The sequence below is a fragment of the Candidatus Palauibacter sp. genome (assembly GCF_965222475.1).
Taxonomy (GTDB): Bacteria; Gemmatimonadota; Gemmatimonadetes; order Palauibacterales; family Palauibacteraceae; genus Palauibacter.
This window is the reverse complement of record NZ_CBDCUB010000001.1, coordinates 1036244-1062957: the sequence shown is the minus strand read 5'-3', so window position 1 is coordinate 1062957 and position 26714 is coordinate 1036244. Positions and strand designations below refer to the sequence as shown.

Genomic DNA, 26714 nt, shown 5'->3' with positions numbered 1-26714 from the left:
CATGCCCTTCAAACTCTTCCGAATCGACGAACGGCTGATCCATGGCCAGGTGATCGTCGGCTGGGGCAACCGCCTCGGGCTCCAATTCTACGTTATCGTGGACGAGGTCCTCGCCGCGAGCGACTGGGAGCAGGAGATCTGGGCCAGCGCGCTGGGCGGGGAGGCGACCGCGGAGTTCCTTCCGGCGCTGGAGACCGCGCGGCGCTTCGCGGAACTCGAGGCGCGCCCGGGGCGGGGCGCTCTGCTGACGCGGGATACGGCCACCATGCGGGCGCTGGCGGAGTGCGGCTGCCTCGACGGCCGGGCGGTCAACGTCGGCGGCCTGCACGACGGACCGGGACGGCGGAAGGTCCTCGACTACCTCCATCTATCCCGCGACGAATTCGAGGATCTGAAGGCCATCGGCCGCCACGGCGTCGTGTCCGCCCGGGACGTGCCCACGGCACGCGAGGTGCCGCTCAGGGATCTCGAGCCCCGATGATGGGCATCGAACTCTCGCTCGGGGACTGGCTGCTCGCCTGCGCCCTGGGGAGCATCGTCGGTCTGGATGCGGTGTCCTGGCCCCAGGTGATGTGGTCACGGCCGATCGTGGCGGCCACGCTGGGCGGGCTCCTCTTCGGTGCCCCCGCCGGCGGGTTCCTCGTCGGCACCTGGCTCGAACTCGTCCTGTCCCGCCACCCGCCGTTCGGAGGCGCGCGGCACGCCGAGACCGGGCCGGCGGCCTTCACGGCCGGCGCCGCGTACGGGATTGCCCAGACCGGTGCGGTCATCGGGGTGCCGGCCGCCGTCGTCTGCGGCTGGGCGATCGGCTGGGCCGGAGCGTACTCGGTGACCGTGCTCCGGGTCGCGACGGCTCGCCTCGCGGCCTCGTCGAGCCGCGCCCGCGCGGGCGCGGCCGCGCTCGCACGGCGCCACAGGCTGGCCATGCTGATGGACGCGGCCCGGGGGGGGCTCCTCGTCGCCTCGTTGCTCGTGCCATCCGTGCTCTTCGTGCGCCTCCTCTCGACGCAGCCGCCCGGCAGCTTCGGCCTCGCGTGGTCGCCGGCCCTCGCCGCGATCGGCCTGGCCGGCATGGGCGGGGTTGCCGCGCGCGCGCTCGGCACCCGGCGACGCGACTGGCCGGGCCTGGCAGCGGGCGGGCTGCTCGGCGCCCTGCTCGCGGGAGTCCTCGCGTGAGGCCGCGACGCCGGGACTTTGCCCGGGCTCTGTTGCGCAGCTTTTCGATCCAGGGGTCGTGGAACCACCGCACGATGACCGGACCCGGGATGGCCTTCGCCCTCTCGCCGCTCCTGACGCGGATCCACGCGGATGACCCGGCTGCCCTCGACGCGGCGCTCGAACGTCACGCCAGCCCGTTCAACGCCCACCCCTACCTGGCTCCCGTCGCAATCGGAGCCCTGGCGCGCCTCGAGCACGAGGGTGAAGATCCCGACACTCTGCTGCGCTTCCGCTCTGCGTTGCGGGCGCCCCTCGGGGCGCTGGGAGACGAAACGGTGTGGGCGGGCTGGCGCCCCTTCTGCGCCACCGCCGCGGCCATCGCCTTCCTCCTCGGATCCGACGCCGTCACGGCGGCCGCCGGCTTCCTCGTCGTGTACAACCTCGGGCACTTCGCGCTCCGGCTCTGGGGGTTGCGGTGCGGATGGGAGGCGGGCCGCGGCGTGGGCGCCGCGCTGAGGAGAGTTCCTTTCCGGAGGCTTGCGCGCGTCCTCGTCCTCGCCAGCCAGGTGCTCATCGGCGCCCTCGCCGCCCTCCTCGTCGCACGCGTCCCGGGGGGCGCGCCGTCGCCGTGGATCGTGGGGGTGGCGGTCGGCGCGGGGCTGAGTGGTTATGTTGTGCCCCGTCACATCTCGCGGGTCGCGCTGGCGAGCCTGATCGTCGCCTGTGTGGCGTGGTTCCTGTGAGCATGTGGATGGCCGCCGGCACCCCCGGCGAAGTACGGCCCGAAACCAATCGTTCGCTCGACCGGAGCGAAGGGTATCTGTGAAGACACGACACGAAGGAGCGGTTCATATTCGGAACCGGCTGGGATTGCACGCCCGCCCGGCGGCCGAGTTCGTGAAACTGGCCAGCCGGTTCGATGCCGAAGTGTGGGTGGAGAAGGAGGAGGTGAAAGTGAACGGGAAGAGCATCATGGGCGTGATGATGCTCGCCGCGGAGGCCGGGTCCTCGATTCGCATCCGGGCGGAGGGGTCCGATGCGGCGTCGGCGGTGGACGCCCTCATGGCGCTCGTGACGTCGGGCTTTTCCGAGGAACTCGTCACGGACGGAGCCGGTACGGAGCCCCCGTGCGAGAGATAATCCACGGCATCGGCGCTTCTCCGGGCCGGGCCCTGGGGACGGTCCGGCGGCTCGAGGCACACCCGTGGCGTCCCGAGCACCGGACCATCGCCGCGGACGCGGTGGAACGCGAGGTCGAACGGTTGGAGGAAGCGCTCCGGTGGGCCGCCGACCGCATCCGTGACACGCGCGAGCGCGCCTCCCGTTCGCTGGGAGAGGTCGAGGCGAATATCTTCGACCCCCAGATCCTCATCCTCTCGGATCCGGAGCTCGTGTCGGGCACCATCCGCTACATCCGCGAGAACTTCCTCTCCGCGGAGCGCGCCTTCGATTGGCGCCTGACGGAACTCCGCACCGCGATCCTGGACGTGGGACACCTCATGGTCGTGGACCGCCTCGCCGACCTGCGGGACATCCGCTCCCGCGTGCTCGCCCGTCTCGCCGGTCACGAGGGAGACCCGCTCGCGCTCCCGAAGGAGGAGGCGGTGATCGTGACGGAAGACCTCACGCCGCAGGTCGCGGTCCGGCTCGATCCGGATCTCGTGCTGGGCGTCGCGAGCGGGTCCGGGTCCCGGACGTCGCACAGCACGCTCCTCGCGCGGTCGCTCGGCATCCCGGCGGTCGTCGGACTCGGGAGCGATCTCGCGAGCGTCGCGGACGGGGATGCGGTGCTCCTCGATGGCGGCACCGGCCGGGTCGTCCTGAGGCCGGAGGCCGCCGAAGTGGCGGCGCACCTCCAGAGGGTCCGGCGCTTTTCGGAAGTGCCGGACGTCGGGTTCGAGTGCGGCCCGGGCCCGTTGTTCACGGCCGATGGGGTGCGCGTGCACCTGCGGGCGAACATCGACCAGCCCCACGACGTCCCCGCCGCGCGTCGCGTGGGCGCGGAGGGGGTCGGCCTGTTCCGGTCCGAGTTCCTCGTCATCGGCCGGCGCGTGATCCCGAGCGAGGAGGAGCAGTACGAGGCCTACCGCGAGGTCGTCGAGGGCTTCCCGGGACATCCGGTGACGCTGCGCACGTTCGACATAGGCGGCGACAAGTTCCCCCTCTTCCTCGACATTCCACCCGAGGAAAACCCGTATCTGGGGTGGCGCGCCATCCGGGTGTGCCTGGACCAGCCGGTGCTGTTCCGGAACCAGCTGCGCGCCGCGATCCGGGCGGGCGGGGAGGGGAGCCGCATGCGGATCCTCGTCCCCTTCGTCATTTCCGAGCTGGAGATCCTGCGCACGAAGGAGATCGTGCACGGCGTGCGGGAGGAACTCGGTCATCCGGGGCGGGTTCCGTTCGGCGTCATGGTGGAGACGCCGGCCCTGGCGGAGACGCTCGATCTGGTCGGACGCCACCTCGACTTCATCAGCCTCGGTACGAACGATCTAACCCAGTATTCGCTCGCCGTGGACCGCGGGAACGCCAGACTGCAGCACCTGTCGGACCCGCTTCACCCGGCGATGGTGCGCAGCTATCGCCGCGTGTTCGACGCCGCGGGCGACCTGGAGCTCGAGATCGGGGTGTGCGGCGATCTGGCGGCCGACCCCATCGGCCTCGCCCTGCTGCTCGCTCTCGGCTACCGGGACTTCAGCCTCGCCCCCGCGTCGATCCCGGAGGTGCGCGAACTCGTGGGCCTGCTTTCCACGGCGAAGCTGGAGCGGGTCTGGGCCCGCGGCGGCCTCGCGGATGGAGGGGCGGAACTGCGCCGACAACTGCGCGGCTATCTCGCGGAGGTGGTCCCCTCGAGTCCACCGTCGCTCTCGATGCCCTGACCGCCCGCGGCGGGTGGCCGTCCGTGGCCACGTTGCCTGGGGGGTGCCCGGCGGCCACTATCTTGGCCGCCCCGCGCAAAGCAGCGTCACGGCGCAAACCTCTGATGCGGAGAGCCAGTTTGGTCAAGGGGACACAACCGTTCTCCTCGGAATCGGTCACCGAGGGCCATCCCGACAAGATCGCCGACCAGATCTCCGACGCGGTCCTCGATGGGATCCTGTCGGAAGACCCCGAGGGCCGGGTCGCCTGCGAGACACTCGTGACGACCGGACTCGTCCTGATTACGGGAGAGATCACGACCCGCGCGAAGATCAACATCTCCGAGATCGCCCGTTCGGTGTTGCGGGATATCGGATACACGCGGGCCGAGCACGGCATCCAGTGCGACCAGTGCAGCGTCCTCACCGCGATCGACGAGCAGTCACAGAACATCGCGCGGGGCGTGGACGTCGGCGGTGCCGGCGACCAGGGCATGATGTTCGGGTATGCGACGGATGAGACGCCCGAATTGATGCCGCGGCCCATCATGCTGGCACACGGGCTGGTGCGGCGTCTCGCCGAAGTTCGGAAGTCCGGCAAAATCCCGTGGCTCCGGCCGGACGGCAAGGCCCAGGTGTCCGTCGTGTACCGCGACGGGGAGCCCGTCCGGGTCGACACCGTCGTGGTCTCGGCCCAGCACGACGAGGGTGTCGGGCAGGACGCGATCGCGGAGGCGATCATCGACGGCGTCATCACCCCGGTGCTCCCCCCGGAGCTGTACGACCGGAACGAAGTCCGATATCACATCAACCCGACGGGCCGGTTCGAGATCGGGGGACCGCAGGGGGACGCCGGGCTCACGGGCCGGAAGATCATTGTGGACACGTACGGGGGCATGGGGCGGCACGGGGGCGGCGCCTTCTCCGGCAAGGACCCCTCGAAGGTGGACCGGTCCGCGGCCTACGCGGCGCGCTGGATCGCCAAGAACCTGGTGGCGGCGGGTCTCGTCCAGCGGGTCGAGGTCCAACTCGCGTATGCGATCGGAGTTGCGGAACCCGTGAGCGTCATGGTCGACAGCTTCGGTACCGGAAACGTGAGCGACGACGAACTGGCCCGCCGCGTATCGAGAGTCTTCGACCTGAGACCGGGTGCGATCATCGAGCGGTTGGGGCTGCGCCGCCCGATCTACCGCCGGACGGCCACCTACGGTCATTTCGGTCGCCGCGCGAAGGACGGAGAGTTCACGTGGGAACGCACGGATCAGGTCGAGGCGCTCGCGGGATGACGGCGGTCGGAGGGCGTCCGCGTGAGTGAGAGCACCATGTGCGAGGTCACGGTGGCCAGCCTCGGGGTCGACCGGACCTCGGGGGCGCCGGTCGTCATCCTGAAGGAGAAGGAGGGGGAGCGCATCCTCCCGATCTGGATCGGGCCGGGGGAGGCGTCCGCGATCGCGATGGAACTGGCCGGCGTCCGGTTCGCCCGCCCCCTCACGCACGATCTGTTCAACGCCGTCGTTCGCGGGCTCGGAAGCGCGTTCGTGCGCGTCCTCATCACGAAGGTCATCGACAACACGTACTACGCATCCCTCGTCTTCCGCCGGAACGGCGAGTTCATCTCCATCGATTCGCGCCCCAGCGACAGCATTGCGCTCGCCCTCCGGGCCGAGGCCCCGATCTATGCGGAGGAGGGTCTGCTGGAGACCTCTCCCTTCGGAATCGCGGAGGGGGGGCTGGAGGACGCCGCGGAGGACCCCGCCGACGACCCGCGAGGTGTCTCCGGGACCGGGGAGGCGGAGCGTTCGGAGGAGGCGCTCAGCGACTACCTCAAGAGCCTGGATCCGGAGGACTTCGGACGCTTCGAGCCCTGAGCGGCCCGGCGGCGCGCGCTTGCGGGTCCCGCCGCGGCGCGCGCATCTTCCGGCCACGCTCGGAGACATGGACGGGCAAACGGAAGCCGGTGAGAATCCGGCGCGGCCCCGCCACTGTGAGAGGCCCGCGTCGCAGCGCGGAAAGAGCCTCGAGCCAGGAGACGTGCTCCTCCATGCCCCCTACGCAAGCTCTTCGCGGGAAGAGCGGGGCCGGCCTGCCGCCGTGTGGGCCATCGCGGCGCCCCGCTCGATTCGGGAGCGGGGATGAGACGACACGCCGGATTCGCTTCGCACCTTGTGCTGGCCGTTGCCGCAGCCGCCTGCGCCGCTCCGCAACCGGGCGGGCGCGGGCAGCCCGAGGGAGCACAGCCGGCCGCCGACCCCCGTCGCATCGTTTCCCTCGTGCCCGCGGCGACGGAGATCCTCTTCGGTCTCGGAGCCGGAGACCGGATCGTGGGCCGCACGCGCTGGGGGGTGTATCCGCCCGCGGCGCGGCGCATCCCGGATGTGGGCGACGGAATCCATCCCGCCATGGAGGCCGTTGTCGCGCGGAATCCGGATCTCGTCATCCTCTACGATGGGGAGGCGAACCGAACGAGCCGGGAGCGGCTCGGGCGGCTGGGGGTGCCCACCCTCGCCTTGCGTCATGACACCCTGGAGGACCTGCGGCGCAACATCCTGCGCCTGGGTGAGGTCGTCGGGTGTCCGGCGGGCGGGCGCGTGCTGGTCGACCGGATCGAGCGCGGGCTCGCGGCGGTGTCGGCGGCGACGAAGGGCCGGCTGCCCATCCGCGTCTACTACGACGCCTGGGCGGAGCCGCCGATGACGATCGGGCGCGGCAGCTTCATCGATTCGCTCCTCGCGATCGCGGGCGCGGCGAACGTCTTCGGCGATCTCGACGCGGCCTCGCCTCGGGTCAGCCTCGAGGCGATCATCGAGCGGGATCCGGAACGCATCCTCGCCGCGGTGCCGGGGGAGGCGCTGGACAGGCAACCCGACTTCGCCGCCCGGAACGGCTGGGAGCGCATCCCCGCGGTTTCGGCCGGGCGCATCACTACGCTGGACCGGGACGTCGTGACCCGCCTCGGTCCGCGCGTGGCCGAGGCGGCGTGGGCCATCGCCGGGGCGCTGCACGGGGTCCTCCCGTACGTTCCGGCGCCCTCCGACCCTCCCTGCCGATCGTGAGGCGGCCCGGCCGCGGGGCGCTCCTCCTCTTCCTCCTCCTCGCGGGGGCGATGCTCCTCGGGCTCCTGTTCGGTGCGGCGACCGTGTCTCCGGCGGAGGTGTGGCGGGCGTTCGCGGGTCTCGATGTCGATCCCTCGTCCCGGACGATCGTCCTCTCGCTGCGTCTCCCCCGGGTGGTGGCCGCCGCGCTCACCGGGATCGCGCTGGCGGTATCCGGTACCCTGTTCCAGGCCCTCCTTCGCAACCCGCTCGCGGAGCCATACCTGCTCGGCGTCTCGTCGGGCGCGGCGCTGGGTGCGGTCCTCGCGCTGACCGTGCTGGGCGGGGCGCTCGGCCCCGCGGGCACGGCGGGTTTCGCGCTGGCGGGTGCGCTGGTCGCAATCGCGATCGTGTTTCGCGTCGCCCTCGGGGTCGGTCGTCTGGATACGCATGTGCTCATCCTCGCGGGGGTCGTCGTTGCCGCCTTCTTCGGGGCGGGCGTGATGCTCCTGCTCTCCGTGGCCGAGGCGGATGCGACCCGGTCCGCCATCCTGTGGACGATGGGGAGCCTCGAGCGGGTGGGATGGGAGTCGACGACCATCCTCGCCGCGACGGTGCTCGGCGGCGGGGCGCTCGCCTTCGGGATGTCGCGGCATCTCAACGCGCTCGCGCTCGGAGAGGAAGCGGCCGCGTACCTGGGCGCCCGCGTGGAACTGATCAACCGTGCGGCCTACCTGATCGCATCGCTGCTGGCCGCGGTGGCGGTGAGCACGGCGGGGGTGATCGGTTTCGTCGGCCTCGTCGTGCCGCACGGCGCCCGCATGCTGTGGGGCGGTGACCACCGCACGCTTCTCCCGCTCGGTGCGCTCGGAGGCGCCGCCGCCCTCGTTCTGGCGGACATGGTCGCCCGAACCGCGCTCCGGCCGCTGGAACTCCCGGTCGGCGTCGTGACCGCCCTCATCGGCGTACCGCTCTTCCTCGTGCTCCTCAAGCGGACCCATGGCTGAAGGCGTCCGGACGGCGTACGGTCTCGATGGCGTGACGTTCCGGTATCCGGGCGCCGCGGCCGCGGCCGTTCGGGATGTCACGCTGGAACTCCGCGAGGCGGCGTTTACCGCCATCATCGGTCCGAACGGGGCCGGGAAGAGCACCCTGGTGCGCCTGTTGGGGGGCATCCTCGCGCCCACGGCGGGTTCCGTGCGGCTCGACGACCGGTCCCTCCCGGAGTGGAGTCGCCGGGCGCTGGCCCGCCGCGTCGCGGTGGTGTCCCAGGACGCGCCGCCCGAGGCCCTCCGCATCAGCCTGCGGGCCTACGTGGAACTCGGTCGCAACCCGTACGTGAGTCCCTGGGCGGCACTTGGAGCCCGAGACCGGGAGGTCACGGACCGCGTACTCGCGTGGGCGGACCTCGATCGCCTCGCGTCGCGTCCGCTCGCTCAACTCTCCGGGGGAGAACGCCAGCGCGCCAAGCTTGCCCGCGCGCTCGCGCAGGAGCCCGGCGTCCTCGTCCTTGACGAACCCTCCGCGCACCTCGACTTCCGGCACGCGCTCTGGGTGTTCGATGCGCTCCGGGCCCGGGTGCGCGACGAAGCGCTCACCGTCATCTGCATCACGCACGACATGCAGCTCGCGAGCCGGTACGCCGACCGGCTGATCCTCCTTTCCCGGGGGCGGGTCGTCGGGGCAGGCCGCCCCGGTGAGGTCCTGCTCTCACCCGCGCTGGGCGAGGCCTATGGTTGCGATGTCAGCGTTCAGCCGCTGGGGGAGCTGGGCCATTCGGTGCTGCCTGTCCGGGCGCGGTCCCGGGAGGCCGCCTCGCGGGAGCCGCGTCGCGACTTGGGGGTCGTCGGACGTTACACTTGACGGGGGTCGCGAGGAACGTCTCGGGCGGCCACACTTCGGGGCCGGAGGTTGCCGCATGCGGCGCGCCCCGTCCCGTGCGCGGCGGATGAACGCGTACCTGCGACATCGGGCCACAAGAGGAGAAGAGAATGCGGAAGCGCGAATGGGTGCGGGTATGCTTGCTGGCCGCCGTCGCGGCCGGCTGCAACGAATCGACCGGGCCGGACGGGAACGGGGGCCCGATCACGCCGGACAGATCCGAGGTGGCGGTCCTCAATTCGATTTCGGGTACGCTGCAGCAGTTCAATCGGATCGACGGGCGCCTCGTTCCGTTCGGCCGGGATATCCAGCTGGGTGCCGGGTTCAACGGTCAAACCGCGGACTTCCTCCAGGATCTGTGGGTGACGACCTCGGAGTCGCCGGGGGGCAGCCAGGTCATCTTCGGATCCTTCTCGACCGGCGAGCAGGCGATCGCGATGTTCCCGGACAACGCCGCCGTGGACCCGGCCAAGCCGACGGTGATCGCGGACGCGAGCGGGACGCTCGGGGCCCTCGTGCCCTCCCGCGGGCGGGACGGGATCTATATCGCGTTTCCGGGCAGCCCGACCGCGCAGCTGCTCATCGAGGGCGTCGGCACCTTCCCGGAACGGGCCGTGCCGGCGGGTCTCTACATCGTCTCGATGGACGGCAACCTCGATGACGAAGGAGATGGTCGGCCCATCGGCCCATCCCGCGTGGTGCTTCACGAATTCGTGAGCGGCAGCTATTTCGATGAGGTGAGGCTTCCGGAGGGGATCGTGGGAGCGACAGAGGCCCTCGCGCTCCAGGAAAACCTCCTCTTCCTGGCCGGGGGAGGTCTGGATTCCGTGATGGCCGCCCCCGCGGGCGATGGCCACCTGGTGGAAATCGACATGGCCAGCCGCGACGTGCAGGACGTGCACGTACTCGGCGGGAACGGCGTCTCGATGGAGCCGGGTCGGAACGGCCTCATTTACGTCGTACGGACCAAGGGGCCGGGGACGGCGGAGACCGACATCCTGTCGTTCAACTTCTCCACCCGGAACTTCGACCGCGGGCCGGACAACCCCCTTCAGCCGCTCGACCGGGATGGGTCGAACCTCAGTTGCCGGGTCGCCACCTCGTTCGTCGACAGCCAGGTGCTCTGTGCCACCTACGAAACGGCGTCTCAGGGACGCCTCGTCCTCCTCGAAGCGACGGGCGAGTTCATCGCCGACGTCGCGGTCGGGGCGGGAACGACCGACATCCTGATGCGCTGAGGCAGGACCGGAGCAGCGAGACGGGTGAGCCTCGTCACCACCCGCGCGGTCGTCCTCCAGACGTACCGGTATAGCGAAACCAGCAAGATCCTGCGGCTGATGACGTGGGAACTCGGGCCGTGCTCGGCGCTGGCTCGGGGAGCTCTGCGCCCGAAGAGCCGCTTCGGAGGTCTGCTCGAACCGTTCGTGGAGGGGGAAGCGACGTTCTTCACGAAGGACGGGCGCGACCTGCACACGCTCTCGGATTTCGAACTGGTGCGAGCCCGTCGTGGACTCGACCGGTCCATCGCACTGTTCACGGTCGCCTCCGTCCTGTGCGAACTCGTGATGCGGCTCGCCCCGGAGCATCGCGACATCGAACTGTACCGGATGTTGACGCGGGGCCTGGACGGGCTGCACCGGAACGTGCGGGAAGGCGATCCGGCGGGCGGTCTGGAGCATGTATGGGGGCTCGTCGACGTGCTCGGCTTCCGACCCGAACTCGATCGGTGCGTCGGCTGCCGGCGGCCGATCGGCGGCGGGTCCGTCCGCTTCGATTTCGCGGTCGGCGGACTCCGGTGCGCGTCGTGCGGACCCGGCGGTCCGCAACTCGCCCCGGGCGAACTCGACACCCTTCGAAGGCTGGTGGAGGGGCTCCCCGCCGCGGACGCCGGATCCGTCGGGAAACAGGGTCTCTGGCTGGCCGAGTTCATCCGTCACCATCTCGCGGAAGGCTCCACGCTGAAATCGCTCCCCTTCCTGAGCCGCCTCACGTGAAGGCGTCGTGAGCGACCGTCGCGGGATCGTCATCGGGACGGCCGGCCATGTGGACCATGGCAAGACGGCCCTCGTCCGGGCGCTGACGGGGATCGAGACGGACCGCTGGCTCGAGGAGCGCCGCCGGGGACTCACGATCGACCTCGGTTTCGCGCGGCTCGACCTCGATCCCGACCTCGAGACGGGCATCGTCGACGTCCCGGGCCACGAGGATTTCCTCAAGAACATGCTCGCCGGGGCGACGGGGATCGACGTGCTGCTCCTCGTCGTGGCGGCGGACGAGGGGCCGATGCCGCAGACGCGGGAACACCTGGCGATCGTGCGGCTCCTGGACGTGAAGAGGGGGGTCGTAGCCCTCACCAAGAGCGACCGGGTGGACGCCGAGTGGCTCGAACTCGCGACCGAGACGACGCGGGAACTCCTGGATGAGGACTCGGCTCGCGCTTCCTGGCAGATCGTCCCCGTATCCTCCGTCACGGGGCAGGGGATCGAGACGCTTCGAAGCTCCCTGCAGTCCCTGGTGGCCGGGGTCCACCGGCGGAGCGAGGACGATCTCTTCCGTCTCCCGGTCGACCGGTCGTTCTCCATTCGGGGTACGGGGACGGTCGTCACGGGCACGGTGTGGAGCGGCTGCGTGCGCGTGGGCGATACACTGCGTCTCTTCCCCGGGGACGCGTCCGCACGGGTACGCGGCCTCCAGGTGCATGAGGATCCCCGGCCACGGGTGGCGGCGGGTCGACGGTGCGCCGTCGCGCTCGTCGGCGTCTCGGCGGGCGCCGTGGAGCGAGGCAGCGTGCTCGTCGAGCGCGCGGAGTGGAGGCCGAGCGACCGGCTCGGCGTGCGCGTGCGGGCGCTGGCCGCTCGCGACCGGCCGCTCACGCATGGCCAGCGTCTGCGCGTCTACCTCGGAACGCGCGAAGTCATGGCCCGGTTGCATACGGCGGACCGGGCACCGATCCCGCCGGGCGAAGCCGCCTGGGCCGTACTCGCGCTGGAGGCGCCGCTGCTCGCCCGCGGGCGCGACCGGGCGATCCTCCGCTTCTACTCGCCGGTGTCGACGATCGGCGGGGTGCGCATCGCGGAACTCGATCCGCCGCCCGACTGGCCGGAGCGGACGACCGCGTGGCGTCGCGTGCTCGATGGCACCGCCGGGGAGGCTCTGACCGCGAGCGTAGGGCTCGAAGGGCTGCTCGGCCTCCTCGTGGTGCCCGCGCCGGTAAGGCTCGGCCGCCCCCCCGCCGAGCTGGAGGCCGCGGCCGACGAGGCGGGTTGCGTGCGCATCGGCGCCCGCTGGTTCTCGGCCGAAGCGGCGGACGAAGCCATGCGGGCCGTGGAGCGGGCGGTTTCGCGCCTGCACGCGGCCGACCGCCGCGCCGCCGCCGTGTCGAAGGAAGCCGTGCGGTCGGCTCTCACGGATGTCTGCGATGGCGAGCTGGTCGAGCGGGCCGTGCGACGGCTGCTGGCGGAGGGCCGCCTGGTCGAGAGCGGCCCGCGCCTCGCGCTTCCCGACTACCTCCCGCGGCTCACCGAGGCGGAAGAGGCGGCGCGCGACCGACTCGCCGCGATGATCGTGGAGGCCGGTCTGCAGCCGCCGCTCGTTACCGAGTTGGGCAAGACGCTCCGACTCGCCCGCCCGCTCCTCGATGACCTGCTGCGTCTCCTTCGGGAGGCCGGAACGACGAGGGCCGTCACCCCCGAACTCCACGTCTCCGTGGCGGCTCTCGAAGCCCTCGAGGCGCGCGTGCGGGAACTCCTCGCCGACGGCGCACCGGCGGGGCCGACCCGCTTCAAGGAGGCGTTCACACTGTCGCGCAAGTACCTGATCCCGCTGCTGGAATTCCTGGACCGGGAAGGGGTGACGCGGCGGACGGCCGAGGGGAGGGTGCTCGCGGCCCGCAGCTGAGCATCACTCCAGGTGGTACAGGAAGCAGCCGCAGTATTCGCAGGAATCCACGCGCAGATTTCGGTCCGCTTCGGAAGCCCGCGCCGTCGAGAGGGCCACGAAACACCCGTAGCAGATCCCGTTCAGGACGGGCGCCACGACGCGCGGGGCGCTGTCGGCGATCCGGTGGTAGCGTGCACGGACACCGCGGTCCAGACGCCCCTCCAACTCTTCGACCTTTTCGTCGAGCGATCGAATGGCGTCCTCGATCTTGATGTCGAAGACGTCCGCCTCCAGATCCGTGAGGGTGCCATCGGCGAGACCGCGGCGCTGCATCCGAAGGTCCTGGATCTCGAGGAGCAGCTCGAGTTGCGGGTGCATGGTGATTTCAGATCTCCTGCTGCGGGCGATCGGGCGATGTCGGGAGGGACTCAGACATCCTTCGAATCCAGCAGCTCGATGAACTCTTCGGGCGTCGAGAGCTCAGCGAGCGCGTCCGGCACATCGGGCTCCTTCCCGAACTGCGCGATCTTTCCCAGGACCGGCAAGTACTGGTGGGAGACCTCGAGCGGCGGGGCGACGATCAGGAAGACGTACCGCACCGGTTTCTCGTCGATCGCCTTGAAGTCAAGCCCCGACAACTTCCGCCCGAAGGCGACGCGCAACCGTGTCACCACGAGGGATCGGCAGTGCGGAATCGCGATGCCGCGCCCGATCCCGGTGGACCCGAGGTTCTCCCGTCGCTTCAACATCTTGAACAGGATCCCCTCGGACTTCTCGTCGATACCCAGACACGACACCAACTCCTTCAGGGCCTCGTCCTTCGTTTCGGCCGCCAGGTCGAGCTTGATGGCGGACGGTACGAACAATTCTCGAAGATGCACTTGGATCTATGTCTCCTCCCCGCGAACCCGCGGGGACAATCGGTGCTGATCGGAAAACTCGACCGGACCCGGCGAGCGCGAGCTTCGAGTATACCCGTGGCGCTTTCCGGCTGTCAAAGAATCGGCGCAACTTGCGCGCGACGCGAAGAGAAACGACCGTACAATGTACCAACGGGGGCGACACGGCTTCGACGCGTGAACTGGAAGCCGCGGAAGCGTGCCGAGGTGCCCGGGGCCTCGTAAAACACCGGGAAAACTTCAAGTGCCGACGAAGGATTGGCTCTGGCTGCGTAATACTGCGTAGCCCGTCTCCAGGAGGTCCGGGCCCGAGGACCTCCCGGCGGACGTCGACAAATCGGGCTGGCCATCCGGGCGGGCCGTGAGCCTGGGTGGCGAGACGCGGCGCAAGCCGTATACGCGGCTGGTCCCGGGAGGGGTCGTTCGTGAACCCGTACGGGACGAGACCTGATCGCGAACTACGCACGTAGATGCCGTGGCGGATGGGCTCGCGGACGCGGGTTCGATTCCCGCCGCCTCCACTCGGCCCGGGGCGTCTCCCCTCAGGGGAGCGCCTCGGCTTTTTTTCGGCCGGCCCGCGAGAGTCGAAGGAGGTTCGGATGATCGAGGAGCTTCAGCAGAAGATCGGGGAAGAGGCGGAGACGCTGCTCCACGAACTGAACGTGATCCTCCCCGGAGAGATCGAGAAGGCGGTCGCACAGGGCGACCTGCGGGAGAACTCCGAATACACGGCGGCGCTCGAGCGGCAGGGCTTCGTGCGCGCGCGGCTCGACTACCTGGCGCGGCGGATGTCGCAACTCGGCGAGATCGACATCGAACATGTCCCGACCGACCGCGTCGGCTTCGGATCGAAGGTCCGGGTGAGGGACGTCGCGGACGACGAGATCGAGTGCTTCAACCTCACGATCGGTGACAACATCGACTTCGACAACAACGACATCTCGATGGAGTCGCCCATCGGCCGCGCACTGCTGGGCAAGAAGAAGGGTGAGTCCGTAAGCGTGATTCTGCCGGCCGGCGCGCGCGAGTTCGAGGTCATCGGCTTCGAGACCCTGCACGACCTCCAGCAGCCACGGACTGCTGGCTAGAAGACCCTCACGGGGGGGATGAACCTGCCCGGGTTCGCCCGCACCTCCGCGAGGAACGCGTTCAGGTCGACCACGACCTTGAGCAACTCCTCGTACAGCACGTCCTCGCCGACCAGGCGGCCGATGGCTCCCTCGCCGCCCTCGATGAGACCGAGGAGCGAGTCGGCCCGGGTGGCGGAGGAGGCGAGAGCCCGGTAGAGGGAGTCGGAGGCAAACAGTCGCCCCAGCGTTCCCTCGCCCGACGCCATGGCCCCGGTCACGGTGTCGAGGCGCGCCGTCGCGGCGAGGAGCCGGTCGTAGATGGCCTCGTCGCCGAGCAGGCGGCCCAGCAGGCCCTCGCCTTTCGCGACCGGACCCAACACGGTCCCGAGCTGCGCGTTCAGCTCCACGAGACCCTCGTAGAGCGTCTCGTCCACGAGGAGGCGGCCCAGCGAGCCCTCGCCGTCCGAGACGCGCGTCAGCGTGGCCCCGAGGCCGTTCGAGAGGTCCGTGAGGCTCCGCACGGCGTCGGCTGCCTCGCCGAGGAGTTCGTCGAAGCTCAGCGCCGGCGCGGACTCGACGGTATCTCCGGGCGCGAGCGCGGCGAAGTCGGCGGAGCCCGGTTCGATATCGATGATCCGGTCTCCGAGCAGCCCCAGCGTCCGCACGCGGGCGCGCGAGTCGTGCCGAATCTGCTCTCGCACCGACACGTTCACCCCCATCCAGATCGCGATCGCCATGTCCGATTCTCCGCGGGTGGCCGGAGGGATGAACTCCACGCGCTCCACCTGGCCCACGTTGCGCCCGGCCACCTGCACGACCGCCCCGGGCTGGAGCCCCGAGGCCGACTCCATCAGCGTGACGAGCCGGTACCGTTCCGAGAACACATCCCCGACCTCGCCGATGAAGAAGACGCCCACGGCGAGCACCACGAGTCCGAAGATCAGGACGATCCCCACCCGGATCTGATCCCACGTAATCGGTTTGGATCGTCTCATCGTCCGGCTCCGTCGTCCTGACGACAGGTCTCGCGGGTCGTCTCGCCCCGTCCGGCGCGGGGTCCCTCCGCGCCGCTAGCTCCGAAACTCGCGAACATAGCGGTCATGCGACACGTGCATCTCCTCCGGCGTCCCCTGGAAGATAATCTCTCCGTCCTTCAGGAGCGCGGTCTCGGTCGCGATCCGCGACGCGGAGCGCACATCGTGCGTGACGACCACCGCACAAACATGCAACTCGCGGCGGAGTTTCATGATCAACTCGTCGATCGTACGGGTCGTGATGGGGTCGAGGCCGCTCGTCGGCTCATCGAAGAGGAGAATCGGGGGTTTATGCACGATGGCGCGCGCGATGGCCACCCGCTTTCGCATGCCTCCGGAGAGTTCGGAGGGAAGCAGCCCGAGGACCTCGGCCGGCTCCAGATCGACGAAGGACAGGACCTCCCCCACCCGCTCGCGGATCTCCTCCTCTCCGAGTGCGGTGTGCTCGTACATCGGGAAGGCGACGTTGTCGAACACGTTCAGCGAATCGAACAGCGCCGAGCCCTGGAAGACCATGCCCATCCGTTCACGGAGCGCGAGCGCTTCGATTCGCGAGACCGCGCTGATGTCGCGGCCCTCGATGAGGACCTCGCCGCGGTCGGGGAGGAGCAGGCGGAGCATCAGGCGCAGCACCGTGGACTTTCCGACCCCGGAGCCCCCGAGAATGCAGAGCGTACCCCCCCGGGCCACGCCCAGCGAGACCCCGCGAAGGACCTCGTGCCTTCCGAACGAGAGCCACACATCCCGCAGTTCGACCTCTTCCGGCCGCTCCGGGGCGCGCCGCTGCGTCCCCAGTTCGCGGCGGATCTCTTCGCGAAGTTCGGCCTCGAAGGCCTCCGTCCCCGGCTCCGCTCCGCCGGGGCTCCGCCGCTCGCTCCGCTGCTCGCTCATTGGGGAAAGATGACGATGAGGATCTGGGTGATGAAGTAGTCCGCGGCGAGGACGAGGATCGACGTGGTGACCACGGCGTTCGTCGTCGCGCGGCCGACCCCCTCCGTGCCGCCCTGCGTCCTCAGCCCGTGGAAGCAACTCGTGAGCGCCATCAGGCCGCCGAAGGCGAAGGGCTTTGCCAGCCCCTGGACCAGATCGGAGGGGATCACTCCGAACACGAAGCCGGTTTGGGCGAGGTTGTCATACAGTGACGTCAGATAGAGTTGCGCCGTCAGGTCCAGCTTGAGGACGGCGATCAGGAGGCCTCCGATGATCGCGACGAGGTCTCCGATGATCGTGAGCACCGGGAGCATCACGAGGGCGGCGAGGAAGCGGGGCGCGACCAGCTTGCGGACGGGATCCACGCCCATGGTGCGCAGCGCATCGACCTGTTCGGTCACCCGCATGGCCCCGATGGCCGCCGCCATGCCGGCCCCGGCCCGTCCGGTCACGATGAGCGCCGTGAGGACCGGGCCCAGTTCGCGGATCGTGCTCGCGCCGACGAGACGCCCGATGTAGATCTCCGCCCCGAAACGCGCCATCTCGAACGAAGCCTGAAGGGCCAGGACCATGCCCGTGAAGAGGCCGGTGAGTATGACGATGAAGAGGGAGCCGACCCCGATCGTGTCCATCTGCTGAACCAGGTCGGCCCTGTAGAACGGTTGGCTCACGCAGGCTTTGAGCAGCCGCAGGGCAAGAGCGAAGTAGGCCTGTACGGAGAGCGCGATGCCGACGACGGCGTCGCGCACGAGTCTTGCCGCAAATCGTCTGGCGGAGGCCTCCGGCACGTTGCTTGGCGCTCTTCCGGGGATAGACGTATCTTCGCCCGACCGCCACGACGCGCTCGAACGCAAGATCGACCTTCAGCGAAGGGGCGTACGGGCGACGTTACCCGTTCCCACCACTGCGATGCAAGAAGCCGTAAGCCGCTCGCCCGTCCCGAAAGGAGACCATGCAAATGCAGACCGGACCCGTTCACACGGATCACGCCCCTGCGGCCGTGGGCCCGTATTCGCAGGGATACTGGGCCGGCGAGGTGTTCTACTCGGCCGGACAGGTCGGGCTGGATCCCGCCACCGGCTCGATGGCAGGAGGCGATATCACCTCCCAGGCCGAGCGCGTCATGGCGAACCTGCGGGAGGTGCTCGACGAAGCGGGCCTCACCTTCGCCGATGTCGTGAAGACGACGATCTTTCTGTCGGACATGGGGGATTTCGGCGCAGTGAACGAGATCTATGCGAAGTGCTTCGATCCGCCGTACCCGGCGCGCTCCACCGTGGCCGTGGGCGCGCTCCCGCTCGGGGCCCGGGTCGAGATCGAGGTGATCGCGCGCCCGCGCCCCGCCTGACGACGGATGAACGGGAGCGGATGGTGACTGGTGTCGCCTGCGGTCTTCAAAACCGTTACGGGGCGTTCGCGCGTCCCGGGTGGGTTCGATTCCCACACGTTCCCGCCATCTTCGTCGTGCTCTGCTGCGGCGCCGCGGAACCGGGGCCGTTGTCGGCGCAGGATCCTCCACCCCCCGGGGCGGTGGCCGACACGGTGGCGACGGCCGACACGGTCGCGGTCGCGGACGCCCTGACCGCCGAGCAGCGCCCGCCGATCTCTCCCCTCGGCGCCTTCGGCCGCTCCCTGATCCTCCCCGGCTGGGGGCAGTTCGAGGTCGGGCAGCCGTCGCGCGGCGCCTTCTACTTCACGGCGGAGGCGGTTTTTCTGTTCATGGTCTTCAAGTCCGACGCGCGACTCTCGGCGGCGAAGGAGGAGGTCCCCCAGAACGAGGAGCGGATCTCGAACCGCACCGGACAGCGCGAGAACTGGATCGTCCTCGCCGGCTTCATCGCCTTCCTGAGCGGCCTCGACGCCTGGGTGTCCACCCACTTCTGGGACTTCGAGCCGATCGTCGCTCCGCCGCCCGATGGGTCGCTGGGGATCACGGTCGGCTTCAAGGTGGCATTCCCGTGACCGGAGGGCGCTGGGGCGCGTAGGACTCGAGTCGGATCTCTGCCGGGGTGACGACGGCGAAGCTGTTGTGGTGCAGCCAGTCGCCGGCATTGAGATAGAATCGGCCCGGCGCCACCTCCGACAGCTCGGGTCTGTGCGCGTGGCCGAACACGACGAGGTCGACGTCGGCGTTCGCGGCCAGCACCTGGCGCGCGCAGGCGGCGAGCCGGTCCGCGCGGGGCGAGTCTCCCCCGTTCTCGCGGGCCTGGGCCCGTTTCGTGCCGCTGGCAAGCCGTGCGAGCGGCACCCCGAGATCCGGGTGGACCCAGCGAAACAGGCCCGACCCCCAGCGACTGCGAGCCGCCCACTTGAGCGCGCGGTAGCCCCGGTCCGCGCCGCCGAGGCCGTCCCCGTGCGCGACGTACGCGCGCCGCCCGCCGACGGTGAGCCGCACCGGCCCGTCGAGGACCTCGATCCCGACTTCCTCCCGCAGGAAGCTCCCGCCCCATGCGTCGTGGTTTCCCCCGATGAAGCGGATCCGCATCCCGCGTTCGACCAGCGCGCGGAGCCGCGCGAGGGCGTCGAGCTGTCCGCGCGGCACCACCTGTCGATACTCGAACCAGAAGTCGAACAGGTCCCCGTTGATGAGCAACTCGTCGCCCCAGCGCTGCGCCTCGGCGAGGAACGCGAGAAAGGCCCGCTCGTTCTCCGCCGCCACGGCGCCGAGGTGGATGTCGGACACGACCACGGTGCGCTCGGACATGCGCCGAAGCTCGTCGGGCGGGGCACGACGCGTCAAACCGGGGGAAGCGGGCGGAGGTCGACGTTTCGGCGCCCGTTGCGGGGCACGCATATGTTGGACCGATGCGACCGATAGACGACGCCGGGACGGTGGAGGTCCGGGTCCGCTACGCGGAAACCGACCAGATGGGCCGGGCTCACCACCGCCACTACCTCGTGTGGTGCGAACTGGGGCGGACCACGCTCATGCGGGCGCACGGCATCTCCTACGCGGAGCTGCAGCGGGACGGGCTCCTGCTGCCCGTCTCGCGGGTCGAGGTCGAGTACCGCGTGCCCGTCGGCTACGATGAGCGCGTGCGGATCCACACGCGGCTCGAGCGGCTGCGGAGCCGGGAGATCGTCTTCGCGTACCGGATCGCGCGCGCGCAGGACGACGCGACGCTGGCCCGCGCCCGGACCTGGCTCGTATGCGCGGATGGCCGGGGCCGCCCCCGGCGTTTTCCCGAGGAAGTGAAGCGGCGGCTGGGGGAAATCGCGGCGGTCGCCGCCGGGGAGGAGTCGGCCGCGTGAGGCGCGTCCCGGGACGGGCGCTGTGGCCCGTGCTGCTCGGAAGCGCGGCCTGCACCGGGGGCTTCGAACTCGGCGCCCCGATCGCCGACGCGGAGGAGGTCGCGAGCCGGGCCCGGGCGGCGTCCGGTGCCGAACAGCCGACCCGGGTCGAGTTCGAGTGGGAGTACGCGGACGAGCGGGGCAGCTTCAAGGGCGATGGGGTCGCGCGCGTGAACCCCCCGGACCGCTTCCGGCTCGACCTCTTCTCGACGGGGGAGGGAAGCCTGCAGGCGACCCTCGTCGACGGCGATCTCGCGACCTCCGGAGACCTCGAGGGCGTCGAGTTGCCCCCCAGCGTCTTCCTCTACGCGATGGCGGGCGTCTTTCGGCCAGGGGACGCTCCCCCGGCGAGCGGGTTCGAGAGCGACGATCTCCGGGTACTCGAGTTCGAAGCCGGGGAGGGGAGGAGGCGCTACTTTCATCTCTCCGGCGACCGCCTGACCCGGGTCGAGGAGCGGCTGGGGCCGCGGCGGGAGCGGTGGATCGAGTTGGACTGGGGGGCGGATCCCGGCTGGCCGAGCGAGGCCGAGTACCGGGACGCGGTGGAGGAGACCGGGGTCCGGTGGCGGTTGGTGAGCGCGACGGCGGAGTCGCGGCCTTACGAAGAGAGGTTCTATGTCTTGCCGAATCCGATCCGGGATGATGATCGGGCTCGCCGTCGTCGCGGCGCTGGCGGGTTGCTACAGCTTCTCCGGAGGCGGCGGTCTGCCCAGTCACATGCGCACCGTCTACGTGGCGCCGATCGAGAACGAGAGTACCCAGTTCGGGCTCGCCGAGTCCCTGACTGAGGAACTCCTCACCGCGGCGCGCCAGCGTCTCGGCCTGCGCCTCTCGTCCGAGGAGGAAGCGGACGCGGTCATCACGGCGCAGATCCGCAGGTATGCGGATGAGGCGGTCAACTTCAACGCGGTCGACGGGGTGGGCGCGGACGTATTCCAGCGCCGCGTGACGGTGAGCGTCTCGGTGGAGATCCTCGACGTGGCGGAGAACCTCATCATCTGGAGCACGCAGAGCCTGACCGGCACCGGGGAATACCAGCCCGGCGACGAGACGGAGGAGCAGGCCCTGCTCGTGGCGCTGGAGAACCTCGTGCAGCAGATCGTCGACGGCGCCCAATCCCAATGGTAGACTGACCGGCGATCCCGGCCCCCCCGGGCGACGACCCCTCGCGCTCGCGCGAGAGGTTCGCCATTCTGTCGGCGACCGACGCGGGCAGTCCGAACGTTCACTCAGCTTCCGACCGCCACATGCCGCCAACCACTCGAGCCGACGGGTCCTTCGCCCGACTTCACAAGCCGCCGCGCAGGGGCCGCGCGTGAAGTACATCGCCGGGCTCGTCGTCGTCATGGCGGCCGTGTGGCTCCTCTGGTCGGGCCACTACGACCCACTGCTCCTGAGCTTCGGTGCCGTCTCGCTGGCGCTCGTCCTCGCGATCTCCATCCGGATGCGGATCGTGGACGACGAGGGCGCGCCGGTCCAGCTGCCGCTCGGGCTCGTCCTCTACCTGCCGTGGCTCTTCCTCGAGATCGCGAAGGCGAATGTCGACGTGGCGTTGCGCATCCTGAGGCCCGGGCTGCCGATCAGCCCGCGCGTGTTCAAGGTGCGGGCCGGACAGCGCACGGATGTCGGCCGGGCGATCTACGCCAACTCGATCACGCTCACGCCCGGCACCGTGACGATCGCTGCGGACGGCGACGAACTGACCATCCACGCCCTCACGCGCGAGGCCGCCGACGGTGTCCTCACGGGCGAGATGGACCGGCGCGTCGCGGGCGTCGAGGGGTCCGGATGATCCTCGCCGCCGCCGTCGCCGCGATCATCGTCACGATGGGACTCGCGCTCCTGCGGGCGGCGCGGGGACCCACCGTCTTCGACCGCATCCTGGCGCTGAACATGTTCGGGACGAAGACGGTGCTCCTCATCGCCGTGATCGGGTTCGTCACCGGCCGCCCGGACTTCCTCGACCTCGGGCTCGTGTACGCCCTCATCAACTTCATCGGCGTGATCGCCGTGCTCAGATTCTCGAAGTACGGCACCTTCGCCGACCAGGACCGCGAGGAGGCCACATGATCCTCGAGATCGTGAGCGCCGTCCTCGTGCTGTCGGGTGCCCTCTTCGCGCTCATCGGGGGGATCGGGCTCCTCCGCCTCCCGGACTTCTTCTCCCGCATCCACGGCGCGGGGCTCACGGACACGCTCGGTGCGGGGCTCATCCTCATCGGGCTGATGTTCCTCCCTCCGCACGGCCTCGTGACCGTGAAGCTCGTCGCGATCCTCATCTTCCTCTGGATCACGAGCCCCACGTCCACGCACGCGCTCGCCAACGCGGCGCTCGGGGCGGGGCTCCGGCCGCGGGTCGACGAAACGGAGGACGCGTGATCGAGGCGGTGGCGCTCGAGGTCCAGATCGTCACGGCGCTCCTCCTGACGCTGCTCTGCCTGACGGCGATCGCCGTCGTGCGCATGCGGGGCCTGTTCGCGGCGGTGATGCTGATGGGCATCTTCAGCTTCCTCGGGGCCGGCTGGATGCTCCTGCTCGATGCCCCCGATGTCGCCTTCACGGAGGCGGCGGTCGGCGCCGGGATCTCGACCATCCTCGCGCTCGCCACGCTCGCGCTCACGACCCGCAGGGCGAAGCGGCCCGTGCGCCCGCCGGCGCTCCCGCTCGCCGTCGTCGCCATCACGGGCGCCGCGCTCGTGTACGGCACGCTCGACATGCCGCGCTTCGGCGATCCGGAGGCGCCGGCGAGCAACTACCCGCACCCCTCCTACGTCGAGCGCACCGAGGAGGACATCCACATCCCGAACGTGGTCACCGCGGTGCTGGCCAGCTATCGGGGCTACGACACGCTGGGGGAGACCGTGGTCATCTTCACGGCCGGGATCGCCGTGCTCGTCCTCCTCCGGGGCAGCCGCAAACGCCGGCCGATCGATGTCGAAGAGGAGGACGCGGCATGACCTACTACACGATCCTCCGCGTCGTGAGCAAGCTCCTGATCCCGTACGTCCTCCTGTTCGCCCTCTACGTGCAGTTCCACGGCGACTACGGGCCCGGCGGCGGCTTCCAGGCGGGAGTGATCTTCGCGGCCGGTTTCGTGCTGTACGGGCTGATCTTCGGGCTCACCGAGGTGCGCCGCGTCGCGCCCGCGCGCATGATCGAACTCCTCATCGCGACGGGCGTCCTCGTGTTCGCCGGGACCGGCGTCGCGACGATGCTCCTGGGCGGGAACTTCCTCGAGTACGGCGTCCTGGCCCCCGCGCACCCGTCGTCGGGGCAGCACTACGGCATCCTCGTCGTCGAACTGGGCGTGGGGATGACGGTGGCGGCGGTGATGATCGCGATCTACTCGACCTTCGCGGGACGGGGTCGCGCATGACCGAGACCGCCCTCGATTCCGTCCTCGGCCTCTACAACTACTGGGTCGTCATCTTCCTGATGATGACGGGGTTCTACATCGTCATCTCGCGCGGGAACCTCATCAAGAAGGTGATCGGGCTCAACATCTTCCAGAGTTCGGTCTTCCTCATGTACATCACGGTGGGGAAGGTGTCGGGCGGCAGCGCGCCGATCCTCGCCGAGGGGTTCGAGGTGTACAGCAACCCGCTCCCCAGCGTCCTCATCCTGACCGCGATCGTGGTCGGCGTGGCGACGACGGCCGTGGCGCTCGCTCTCGTCGTGCGCATCCGCGAGGCGTACGAGACGATCGAGGAGGACGAGATCCAGGCGCAGGACGAGGTGCGATGATCGGCGGACAGCTTCCGGTCCTGCAGGTCGTCATCCCGCTCATCGCGGCCCCCCTGTGCATCATCCTGCGCCGCCGCGCGCTCGTGCTGCCGTTCGCGATCGGCGTCTGCTGGATCACCTTCGCCGTCTCCGTGGCCCTCCTCGGCGAGGTGCTCGCGAGCGGCGTCATCACGTACGAACTCGGGGGCTGGTCCGCGCCGTGGGGGATCGAGTACCGCGTCGATGCGCTGAGCGCCTTCGTGCTCCTCTTCGTATCGGGGCTCGGCGCCCTCGTCCTCACATATGCGCCGCGGAGCCTGGCGGACGAGATCCCCGCCTCGCGGCACTACCTGTTCTGCACCCTGTACCTGCTCTGCCTCACGGGCCTGCTCGGGATCGCGATCACCGGGGACCTGTTCAACGTCTTCGTCTTCCTCGAGATCTCGGCGCTCTCCTCCTACGCGCTCATCGCCCAGGGGGGGCGCCGGCAGGCGCTTCCGGCCGCCTTCCAGTACCTCGTCATGGGGACGATCGGAGCCACGTTCATCCTCATCGGCATCGGTCTCATGTACCAGATGACGGGGACGCTGAACATGGCGGACATGGCCGCGCGGCTGCCGGCGGCCGGGGGCAGTCGCACGGCGCTCGTCGCGTTCGGGTTCCTTACGGTGGGGATCGCCCTCAAGATGGCGCTCTTCCCGCTGCACGTCTGGCTGCCGAACGCCTACGCGTACGCGCCGTCCGTGGTGAGCGCCTTCATCGCGGCGACGGCGACGAAGGTCTCCGTCTACATCCTGCTGCGCTTCATGTTCAGCGTGTTCGGCATCGAGTTCTCGTTCGAGGAACTCGGGCTCGGGCGCGCGCTCATGCCGCTCGCGCTCGCCGGGATCGTGATCGCCTCCACGGTGGCGATCTTCCAGCGCAACGTGAAACGGATGCTCGCCTATTCCTCGGTGGCCCAGATCGGCTACATGGTGCTCGGGATCAGCTTCGCCACCGCGACCGGGCTCACGGGCGGCATCGTGCACCTGTTCAACCACGCGCTCATCAAGGGCGGCCTGTTCATGGCGATGGGGTGCATCATGCTGCGGCTGCACTCGGTCGACCTCGAGGACATGGCCGGGATCGGGCGCGCGATGCCGTGGACGATGGCCGCCTGGGCGCTCGGCGGCCTGGGGCTCATCGGCGTGCCGGCCACGGCCGGCTTCATCAGCAAGTGGTATCTCATCCAGGCGGCGCTGGAGGACTACAGCATGCTCGTCGCCGTCATCGTGCTGTTCAGTTCGCTCCTCGCGCTCGTCTACGTATGGCGGGTCCTGGAGATCGCGTTCTTCCGCGAGCCGAGTGAGCGCGCGCGCGAGGCGCGCGAGGCGCCGTTATCGATGCTGATTCCGACCTGGGTGCTCCTCGCGGCGACGGTCTTCTTCGGCATCTACACGTCGTATTCGGCCGGCGTCGCGAGCCGGGCGGCGGAAGCGGTGCTCGGGGGCCTACGGTGAGCGGGATCGTCCCCCTCCACTTCGCGCTGCTGATCCCCCTCGCCGGGGCGGTGGTCATTGCCGCGCTCGGCCGCTGGCCGAACGCGCGGGACACCGCCACGGTCGTCACCGGGCTGGCGCTCTTCGGGTTCGTCGTCTCTCTCATCCCACATGTGACCGGCGGGTCGAACCCTGCCGTCCTGCTCGTGTGGCTGCTTCCGGGTGGCCTGGGCCTGGTGCTGCGGCTCGAGCCGCTGGGGCTGCTCTTCGCGCTGGTGGCCTCCGGCCTCTGGATCGTCACCTCAATCTACTCGATCGGCTACATGCGCGGGCACAGGGAGCGGCACCAGACCCGCTTCTACGTGTGCTTCGCTGTTTCCATCTGCGCGGCCATGGGCGTGGCGCTCGCCAGCAACATGCTCACGCTCTTCCTCTTTTACGAGGTCCTGACCCTCTCGACCTACCCGCTCGTCTCGCACCACGGGACGCCCAAGGCGATGAGGGGCGCCCGCACGTATCTGGGGGTCCTGGTCACGACCTCCGTCGGTTTCCTGCTCCTCGCGGTCGTGTGGACCTGGGTCATCGCGGGCACGCTCGACTTCCGGGCCGGGGGCATCCTCGAGGGACGGGCAAGCGAACCGGTGCTCCTCACGCTGCTCGTGCTCTACGTCTTCGGGACGGGCAAGGCGGCGTTGATGCCCTTCCACCGCTGGCTCCCGGCCGCGATGGTGGCGCCGACCCCGGTAAGCGCACTCCTGCACGCGGTCGCCGTCGTGAAGGCGGGCGTGTTCACGGTGATGAAGGTCGTCGTCTACATCTTCGGTCTCGACCTGCTGTCTTCGACCGGGATCAGCGTGTGGCTGATGTACGCGGCCGGGATCACGGTCATCGTCGGCTCCCTCGTGGCCATGGCGCAGGACAACCTCAAGCGCCGACTCGCCTACTCCACCGTGAGCCAGCTCTCCTACATCGTGCTGGGCGCGGCGCTCGCCAACGCGTGGGGCGTGGTGGGCGGAAGCATGCACATCGTGATGCACGCCTTCGGCAAGATCACCCTCTTCTTCTGCGCCGGCGCGATCTACGTCGCCGCGCACAAGACCGAGATCAGCGACATGCGGGGGCTGGGGCGGGCGATGCCGATCACGATGGCGGCGTTCCTCATCGGCGCCCTCAGCGTCATCGGCGTGCCTCCGCTCGGGGGGAGCTGGAGCAAGTGGTATCTCGCGCTGGGGGCGCTGGACGCGGGCCAGATCGTATTCGTGGCCGTGCTCATGATCAGTTCGCTGCTCAACATCGCGTACCTCATCCCGATCCCCATCCGGGCCTTCTTCTCGAAGCCCGCCGACGGATCGGAGCCGCCGCGCTTCAAGGAGGCGCCGGCCTTCTGCGTCGCCGCGCTCTCCTTCACCGCGCTGGGCTGCATCGTCCTCTTCTTCCTCGCGGACGATGTGTATCGCCTGCTCGCTCCCCTGGGCGGAGGTTAGT

The 26714-nt window shown here is 69.7% G+C and carries 33 protein-coding genes, 1 tRNA gene, 1 other RNA gene and 1 riboswitch; of the genes, 29 read left to right on the top strand and 6 right to left on the bottom strand.

Translation table 11 applies throughout. From position 1 onward, the window contains the following. Window position 1: 1 nt before the first annotated feature. The 13 genes from ACOQPP_RS04770 to selB all read left to right on the top strand — a co-directional run bounded on the left by ACOQPP_RS04770 (window position 2) and on the right by selB (window position 12823). A complete protein-coding gene (locus tag ACOQPP_RS04770; RefSeq protein ID WP_419166384.1) occupies window positions 2–481 on the top strand; it encodes a PTS sugar transporter subunit IIB in 480 nt (159 codons plus the stop codon). Beyond that, window positions 478–1176 carry a hypothetical protein gene (locus ACOQPP_RS04765; RefSeq protein ID WP_419166385.1) on the top strand — a complete coding sequence of 233 codons (699 nt, stop codon included), beginning with the start codon at window positions 478–480 and terminating at the stop codon, window positions 1174–1176. The genes ACOQPP_RS04770 and ACOQPP_RS04765 overlap by 4 nt, the downstream gene beginning before the upstream one ends. Then, window positions 1173–1901 (top strand): PTS system mannose/fructose/sorbose family transporter subunit IID, encoded by a 729-nt coding sequence (locus ACOQPP_RS04760; protein WP_419166386.1) that lies wholly within the window; start codon window positions 1173–1175, stop codon window positions 1899–1901. The genes ACOQPP_RS04765 and ACOQPP_RS04760 overlap by 4 nt, the downstream gene beginning before the upstream one ends. 79 nt (window positions 1902–1980) lie before the next feature. Beyond that, window positions 1981–2298 carry an HPr family phosphocarrier protein gene (locus tag ACOQPP_RS04755; protein ID WP_419166387.1) on the top strand — a complete coding sequence of 106 codons (318 nt, stop codon included), beginning with the start codon at window positions 1981–1983 and terminating at the stop codon, window positions 2296–2298. After that, on the top strand, window positions 2286–4034 hold the full coding sequence (gene ptsP / locus ACOQPP_RS04750) for a phosphoenolpyruvate--protein phosphotransferase (protein ID WP_419166388.1): 1749 nt from the start codon (window positions 2286–2288) through the stop codon (window positions 4032–4034). Before ACOQPP_RS04755 ends, ptsP begins: the two co-directional genes overlap by 13 nt. 119 nt (window positions 4035–4153) lie before the next feature. Further along, window positions 4154–5299 (top strand): methionine adenosyltransferase, encoded by a 1146-nt coding sequence (metK, locus tag ACOQPP_RS04745; protein WP_419166389.1) that lies wholly within the window; start codon window positions 4154–4156, stop codon window positions 5297–5299. Window positions 5300–5320: 21 nt separating this feature from the next. After that, complete coding sequence (locus tag ACOQPP_RS04740) at window positions 5321–5881, top strand: bifunctional nuclease family protein (protein ID WP_419166390.1); 561 nt, start codon at window positions 5321–5323, stop codon at window positions 5879–5881. 77 nt (window positions 5882–5958) lie between these two features. Further along, window positions 5959–6046: riboswitch (cobalamin riboswitch) on the top strand. Window positions 6047–6145: 99 nt separating this feature from the next. Further along, complete coding sequence (locus ACOQPP_RS04735) at window positions 6146–7066, top strand: ABC transporter substrate-binding protein (RefSeq protein ID WP_419166391.1); 921 nt, start codon at window positions 6146–6148, stop codon at window positions 7064–7066. Beyond that, window positions 7063–8052, top strand: coding sequence for a FecCD family ABC transporter permease (locus ACOQPP_RS04730; RefSeq protein WP_420635926.1), 990 nt, complete (start codon window positions 7063–7065; stop codon window positions 8050–8052). Before ACOQPP_RS04735 ends, ACOQPP_RS04730 begins: the two co-directional genes overlap by 4 nt. Next, complete coding sequence (locus ACOQPP_RS04725; protein WP_420635925.1) at window positions 8045–8908, top strand: ABC transporter ATP-binding protein; 864 nt, start codon at window positions 8045–8047, stop codon at window positions 8906–8908. Before ACOQPP_RS04730 ends, ACOQPP_RS04725 begins: the two co-directional genes overlap by 8 nt. 128 nt (window positions 8909–9036) lie before the next feature. Then, complete coding sequence (locus ACOQPP_RS04720) at window positions 9037–10164, top strand: hypothetical protein (protein WP_419166394.1); 1128 nt, start codon at window positions 9037–9039, stop codon at window positions 10162–10164. 24 nt (window positions 10165–10188) lie between these two features. Beyond that, window positions 10189–10920, top strand: a complete 732-nt coding sequence (gene recO, locus ACOQPP_RS04715; RefSeq protein ID WP_420635924.1) for a DNA repair protein RecO — start codon at window positions 10189–10191, stop codon at window positions 10918–10920. A gap of 7 nt (window positions 10921–10927) precedes the next feature. Next, window positions 10928–12823 (top strand): selenocysteine-specific translation elongation factor, encoded by a 1896-nt coding sequence (selB, locus tag ACOQPP_RS04710; RefSeq protein ID WP_419166396.1) that lies wholly within the window; start codon window positions 10928–10930, stop codon window positions 12821–12823. 3 nt (window positions 12824–12826) lie between these two features. Here the strand turns inward: selB and ACOQPP_RS04705 are convergent, their stop codons facing one another. Beyond that, a complete protein-coding gene (locus tag ACOQPP_RS04705; RefSeq protein WP_419166397.1) occupies window positions 12827–13183 on the bottom strand; it encodes a hypothetical protein in 357 nt (118 codons plus the stop codon). Window positions 13184–13233: 50 nt separating this feature from the next. Beyond that, window positions 13234–13686, bottom strand: coding sequence for a PTS sugar transporter subunit IIA (locus tag ACOQPP_RS04700; RefSeq protein WP_419166398.1), 453 nt, complete (start codon window positions 13684–13686; stop codon window positions 13234–13236). Between the two features lie 173 nt (window positions 13687–13859). On the opposite strand from ACOQPP_RS04700, the gene ssrA reads away from it, so the two are divergent. Both ssrA and ACOQPP_RS04690 read left to right on the top strand, forming a co-directional pair. Beyond that, window positions 13860–14228, top strand: a transfer-messenger RNA (tmRNA) gene (ssrA, locus tag ACOQPP_RS04695). A 75-nt stretch (window positions 14229–14303) separates the two neighbouring features. Continuing rightward, on the top strand, window positions 14304–14792 hold the full coding sequence (locus ACOQPP_RS04690) for a GreA/GreB family elongation factor (RefSeq protein ID WP_419166399.1): 489 nt from the start codon (window positions 14304–14306) through the stop codon (window positions 14790–14792). On the opposite strand, the gene ACOQPP_RS04685 is transcribed toward ACOQPP_RS04690, so the two are convergent. From ACOQPP_RS04685 to ACOQPP_RS04675, 3 genes are all read right to left on the bottom strand, one after another. Then, the gene (locus tag ACOQPP_RS04685; protein WP_420635923.1) at window positions 14789–15769 is read right to left on the bottom strand and encodes an MlaD family protein; all 981 of its coding nucleotides are present in this window, start codon (window positions 15767–15769) and stop codon (window positions 14789–14791) included. The genes ACOQPP_RS04690 and ACOQPP_RS04685 overlap by 4 nt on opposite strands. Before the next feature lie 75 nt (window positions 15770–15844). Continuing rightward, the gene (locus ACOQPP_RS04680; RefSeq protein WP_419166401.1) at window positions 15845–16699 is read right to left on the bottom strand and encodes an ABC transporter ATP-binding protein; all 855 of its coding nucleotides are present in this window, start codon (window positions 16697–16699) and stop codon (window positions 15845–15847) included. Beyond that, complete coding sequence (locus ACOQPP_RS04675; protein ID WP_419166402.1) at window positions 16696–17487, bottom strand: MlaE family ABC transporter permease; 792 nt, start codon at window positions 17485–17487, stop codon at window positions 16696–16698. The genes ACOQPP_RS04680 and ACOQPP_RS04675 overlap by 4 nt, the downstream gene beginning before the upstream one ends. Window positions 17488–17696: 209 nt before the next feature. On the opposite strand from ACOQPP_RS04675, the gene ACOQPP_RS04670 reads away from it, so the two are divergent. The 3 genes from ACOQPP_RS04670 to ACOQPP_RS04660 all read left to right on the top strand — a co-directional run bounded on the left by ACOQPP_RS04670 (window position 17697) and on the right by ACOQPP_RS04660 (window position 18700). Further along, window positions 17697–18086: a RidA family protein gene (locus ACOQPP_RS04670; RefSeq protein ID WP_419166403.1), complete on the top strand. Its 390-nt coding sequence runs from the start codon at window positions 17697–17699 to the stop codon at window positions 18084–18086. A gap of 12 nt (window positions 18087–18098) precedes the next feature. Beyond that, a tRNA-Sec gene (locus ACOQPP_RS04665) sits at window positions 18099–18194 on the top strand. Between the two features lie 41 nt (window positions 18195–18235). After that, window positions 18236–18700, top strand: a complete 465-nt coding sequence (locus ACOQPP_RS04660) for a hypothetical protein (RefSeq protein ID WP_420635922.1) — start codon at window positions 18236–18238, stop codon at window positions 18698–18700. Here the strand turns inward: ACOQPP_RS04660 and ACOQPP_RS04655 are convergent. Further along, window positions 18681–19442, bottom strand: a complete 762-nt coding sequence (locus ACOQPP_RS04655) for a UDP-2,3-diacylglucosamine diphosphatase (protein WP_419166419.1) — start codon at window positions 19440–19442, stop codon at window positions 18681–18683. The two genes, ACOQPP_RS04660 and ACOQPP_RS04655, sit on opposite strands and share 20 nt — an antisense overlap. 101 nt (window positions 19443–19543) lie before the next feature. On the opposite strand from ACOQPP_RS04655, the gene ACOQPP_RS04650 reads away from it, so the two are divergent. The 11 genes from ACOQPP_RS04650 (at window position 19544) to ACOQPP_RS04600 (ending at window position 26713) form a co-directional block, all read left to right on the top strand. Continuing rightward, window positions 19544–19990, top strand: a complete 447-nt coding sequence (locus ACOQPP_RS04650) for an acyl-CoA thioesterase (RefSeq protein ID WP_419166420.1) — start codon at window positions 19544–19546, stop codon at window positions 19988–19990. After that, the gene (locus ACOQPP_RS04645; RefSeq protein WP_419166421.1) at window positions 19987–20817 is read left to right on the top strand and encodes a hypothetical protein; all 831 of its coding nucleotides are present in this window, start codon (window positions 19987–19989) and stop codon (window positions 20815–20817) included. Before ACOQPP_RS04650 ends, ACOQPP_RS04645 begins: the two co-directional genes overlap by 4 nt. Continuing rightward, entirely contained in the window at window positions 20747–21157 is a 411-nt protein-coding gene (gene lptE / locus ACOQPP_RS04640; protein ID WP_419166422.1) for an LPS assembly lipoprotein LptE, read from the top strand. The genes ACOQPP_RS04645 and lptE overlap by 71 nt, the downstream gene beginning before the upstream one ends. Before the next feature lie 187 nt (window positions 21158–21344). Beyond that, window positions 21345–21821 carry a Na+/H+ antiporter subunit E gene (locus tag ACOQPP_RS04635; protein WP_419166423.1) on the top strand — a complete coding sequence of 159 codons (477 nt, stop codon included), beginning with the start codon at window positions 21345–21347 and terminating at the stop codon, window positions 21819–21821. Beyond that, window positions 21818–22099 (top strand): monovalent cation/H+ antiporter complex subunit F, encoded by a 282-nt coding sequence (locus ACOQPP_RS04630; protein ID WP_419166424.1) that lies wholly within the window; start codon window positions 21818–21820, stop codon window positions 22097–22099. The genes ACOQPP_RS04635 and ACOQPP_RS04630 overlap by 4 nt, the downstream gene beginning before the upstream one ends. Beyond that, window positions 22096–22407: a monovalent cation/H(+) antiporter subunit G gene (gene mnhG / locus ACOQPP_RS04625; RefSeq protein ID WP_419166425.1), complete on the top strand. Its 312-nt coding sequence runs from the start codon at window positions 22096–22098 to the stop codon at window positions 22405–22407. Before ACOQPP_RS04630 ends, mnhG begins: the two co-directional genes overlap by 4 nt. After that, window positions 22407–22985 (top strand): DUF4040 domain-containing protein, encoded by a 579-nt coding sequence (locus tag ACOQPP_RS04620; RefSeq protein WP_419166618.1) that lies wholly within the window; start codon window positions 22407–22409, stop codon window positions 22983–22985. The genes mnhG and ACOQPP_RS04620 overlap by 1 nt, the downstream gene beginning before the upstream one ends. Beyond that, window positions 22982–23404 (top strand): Na(+)/H(+) antiporter subunit B, encoded by a 423-nt coding sequence (locus tag ACOQPP_RS04615; protein ID WP_419166426.1) that lies wholly within the window; start codon window positions 22982–22984, stop codon window positions 23402–23404. Before ACOQPP_RS04620 ends, ACOQPP_RS04615 begins: the two co-directional genes overlap by 4 nt. After that, window positions 23401–23772 (top strand): cation:proton antiporter subunit C, encoded by a 372-nt coding sequence (locus ACOQPP_RS04610; protein WP_419166427.1) that lies wholly within the window; start codon window positions 23401–23403, stop codon window positions 23770–23772. The genes ACOQPP_RS04615 and ACOQPP_RS04610 overlap by 4 nt, the downstream gene beginning before the upstream one ends. Further along, window positions 23769–25250 (top strand): monovalent cation/H+ antiporter subunit D family protein, encoded by a 1482-nt coding sequence (locus ACOQPP_RS04605; RefSeq protein ID WP_419166428.1) that lies wholly within the window; start codon window positions 23769–23771, stop codon window positions 25248–25250. The genes ACOQPP_RS04610 and ACOQPP_RS04605 overlap by 4 nt, the downstream gene beginning before the upstream one ends. Next, a complete protein-coding gene (locus ACOQPP_RS04600; RefSeq protein ID WP_419166429.1) occupies window positions 25247–26713 on the top strand; it encodes a monovalent cation/H+ antiporter subunit D family protein in 1467 nt (488 codons plus the stop codon). Before ACOQPP_RS04605 ends, ACOQPP_RS04600 begins: the two co-directional genes overlap by 4 nt. The last annotated feature ends 1 nt before the right edge of the window (window position 26714 follow it).

Coding starts and splice junctions, on each gene's coding strand:
- ACOQPP_RS04735 (WP_419166391.1), top strand. CDS start 6,146: ATGAGACGACACGCCGGATTCGCTTCGCACCTTGTGCTGGCCGTTGCC.
- ACOQPP_RS04605 (WP_419166428.1), top strand. CDS start 23,769: ATGATCGGCGGACAGCTTCCGGTCCTGCAGGTCGTCATCCCGCTCATC.
- lptE (WP_419166422.1), top strand. CDS start 20,747: ATGCGCACCGTCTACGTGGCGCCGATCGAGAACGAGAGTACCCAGTTC.
- ACOQPP_RS04705 (WP_419166397.1), bottom strand. CDS start 13,183: ATGCACCCGCAACTCGAGCTGCTCCTCGAGATCCAGGACCTTCGGATG.
- ACOQPP_RS04680 (WP_419166401.1), bottom strand. CDS start 16,699: ATGAGCGAGCAGCGGAGCGAGCGGCGGAGCCCCGGCGGAGCGGAGCCG.
- ACOQPP_RS04770 (WP_419166384.1), top strand. CDS start 2: ATGCCCTTCAAACTCTTCCGAATCGACGAACGGCTGATCCATGGCCAG.
- ACOQPP_RS04615 (WP_419166426.1), top strand. CDS start 22,982: ATGACCTACTACACGATCCTCCGCGTCGTGAGCAAGCTCCTGATCCCG.
- ACOQPP_RS04720 (WP_419166394.1), top strand. CDS start 9,037: ATGCGGAAGCGCGAATGGGTGCGGGTATGCTTGCTGGCCGCCGTCGCG.
- ACOQPP_RS04765 (WP_419166385.1), top strand. CDS start 478: ATGATGGGCATCGAACTCTCGCTCGGGGACTGGCTGCTCGCCTGCGCC.
- ACOQPP_RS04690 (WP_419166399.1), top strand. CDS start 14,304: ATGATCGAGGAGCTTCAGCAGAAGATCGGGGAAGAGGCGGAGACGCTG.
- ACOQPP_RS04685 (WP_420635923.1), bottom strand. CDS start 15,769: ATGAGACGATCCAAACCGATTACGTGGGATCAGATCCGGGTGGGGATC.
- ACOQPP_RS04630 (WP_419166424.1), top strand. CDS start 21,818: ATGATCCTCGCCGCCGCCGTCGCCGCGATCATCGTCACGATGGGACTC.
- ACOQPP_RS04650 (WP_419166420.1), top strand. CDS start 19,544: ATGCGACCGATAGACGACGCCGGGACGGTGGAGGTCCGGGTCCGCTAC.
- ACOQPP_RS04610 (WP_419166427.1), top strand. CDS start 23,401: ATGACCGAGACCGCCCTCGATTCCGTCCTCGGCCTCTACAACTACTGG.
- mnhG (WP_419166425.1), top strand. CDS start 22,096: ATGATCCTCGAGATCGTGAGCGCCGTCCTCGTGCTGTCGGGTGCCCTC.
- ACOQPP_RS04655 (WP_419166419.1), bottom strand. CDS start 19,442: ATGTCCGAGCGCACCGTGGTCGTGTCCGACATCCACCTCGGCGCCGTG.
- ACOQPP_RS04725 (WP_420635925.1), top strand. CDS start 8,045: ATGGCTGAAGGCGTCCGGACGGCGTACGGTCTCGATGGCGTGACGTTC.
- ACOQPP_RS04670 (WP_419166403.1), top strand. CDS start 17,697: ATGCAGACCGGACCCGTTCACACGGATCACGCCCCTGCGGCCGTGGGC.